Source organism: Mogibacterium pumilum (assembly GCF_002243385.1).
GTDB lineage: Bacteria > Bacillota > Clostridia > Peptostreptococcales > Anaerovoracaceae > Mogibacterium > Mogibacterium pumilum.
The window spans coordinates 299,155-301,312 of record NZ_CP016199.1 but is presented as its reverse complement, the minus strand read 5'-3'; the positions used below and the strand labels follow the sequence as shown (position 1 = coordinate 301,312).

The following is a 2,158-nucleotide window of genomic DNA, read 5'->3' as shown; positions in this document are numbered from 1 at the left end:
TTGAGGAACAACAAAGGACGGAGAATTTAACTAATCATGGTTAAATCTCCGTCCTTTTTAGATTATCCAAATTATGATGTGTACCCCTTGTCAGGGACAACATTGATTTTTTTGGGGTGTTTTTTTATTACCCCAACAAGTGTATAGGTAGGGGTTTAAAACACCACAATGAAATGGATAGGTACCTCCTAAACCCCAAAAGAATTTATAGAACCTGAACTTTTAGATGTATTAAGGTCGGTGGCATATGCTACCGACCTTTTGTCGGTGTGCCGGGCATGGCACAGTTCTTACTGGTGAGAGTCCAGTCACGGGTATTTACCGCCAAGTGTAGCGAACCGCAAGCGGAAAGCAGTAATGCTCAAGTGAAGGAAGCGGTGTAGCAAAGCCATCGAGCCTACGAACAGAAACCGGATACAAGGCTAAACGGTGGGTGAGGTTGCTACACAAACCGAAGCCCAAAAGGTAAACGTATCACCGAGACAGTAAATCCGGAGGTTGTGTGGCGAAAGAACTATGTCTTACCCCGGGAGACCCGGACGGCGTGGAAACACGTGCGGAAAAGGCTTGCGTCCGGGAGTCAGCTTAGACCATAGTACCGGGAGCACGAACGGGAAGGGTCTAATGTCAATGTATTGCAAATCACTGCAAGCAAGGTCGGAATAATCCGAAATCGAGGATATGCTCTGAAAGCAGAAACGTAAGTCTGTGGAGGCAAAAGGTAGAGGGGATGATTTCCGGCAGTTTTACGAACAGAAAGAGGAGCAACAAGTGGAATTAATCGAATGGATATTACAGGACAGGAATATTGACGAGGCAATCAAGAACGTCAAGCGAAACAAAGGTGCAGCCGGAGTCGATGGGATGACGGTAGATGAACTTGACGTGTATTTTACTCTTCATAGGGAAGAGCTGAAGACTCAGATACGTGAAGGTAAATACAGGCCGAGTCCGGTAAGAAGGGTCTACATACCTAAAGCCAACGGCAAGAAGAGACCTCTCGGAATACCGACAGTCACAGACAGAGTTGTACAGCAGATGACAGCACAGATACTGTCTCTGGGATATGACAAATATTTCAGTGACCATAGTTATGGGTTCCGAGCGAACAGAGATTGCCATGGAGCGATAGAGAAAGCCCTCGAATACCTCAACGAGGGATATGAGTGGGTGATAGACCTTGACATCGAGAAGTATTTCGACACGGTAAACCATGACAAGTTAATTTCAATACTCAGAGAACGCATTAATGATGCGAAAACGCTACGACTGATTCGACAGTTTCTAAGAGCTGGAGTCATGGAAGATGGCTTGGTAAGCCCAAGTGAAGAAGGGGTACCGCAAGGTGGACCTCTTTCACCTATACTATCCAACATCTACCTTGACAAGCTCGACAAGGAACTGGAATCAAGGGGACTTCATTTTGTCAGATACGCTGACGACTGCGACATCTTCGTGAAAAGTGAAATGGCGGCAGACAGAGTGATGAAGTCTGTGACAAGCTGGCTGGAGCGCAAACTTCGGCTGAGAGTCAGTGCCACTAAGACAAAGGTAGTAAGACCTACGAAGAGTAACTTTCTGGGATTCACATTCTGGAAGAGCAAAGACGGTTGGAAGTGCAGGCTTGCCAAAGACCGAAAGAAGAAACTCTATGAGAAGACTCGTGAGATTCTTTGTCGGAAGAAAGCGGCTGCGCGAACCATAAAGTCTACCTTTATGCAACTGAACTGGCTCATCCGGGGGTGGATAAACTACTACAGAATCGGTAGCATGAAAGGCTTTCTTGATGAATATGGACAATGGCTGAGGCACAAGGTGAGAGTAGTGATACTCAAACAGTGGAAAAAGCCGAAGACCATATTCAAGAACCTGATGGCTCTGAATAGGATTCAGGAATGTGGCCTTGAGGAGAAAAGATTGTTAAGCGTGGCAAACGCAAGGCAGGGATGGTACCGAATGGCTACTATTCGGGATATTAATTTCCTGCTCAATCCAACGATACTTGGCAAAAAGACAAAGAGCCGACCGGGATTGGTCGACCCTTTGGCGTATTATCTGAATTAACGCTTGATTCTATGTTGATGTAGCGCCGTATACGAGACCCGTACGTACGGTGCAACGGGAGGGTTGAGGGCTAACGCCCTCGCTCTACCCTATT

General features: G+C 46.5%; 1 protein-coding gene. It reads left to right on the top strand.

The genetic code is table 11. The features are described from left to right. Positions 1 to 708 precede the first annotated feature (708 nt). Positions 709 to 2,064, top strand: a complete 1,356-nt coding sequence (ltrA, locus tag AXF17_RS01505) for a group II intron reverse transcriptase/maturase (protein ID WP_237049005.1) — start codon at positions 709 to 711, stop codon at positions 2,062 to 2,064. Positions 2,065 to 2,158: the final 94 nt, after the last annotated feature.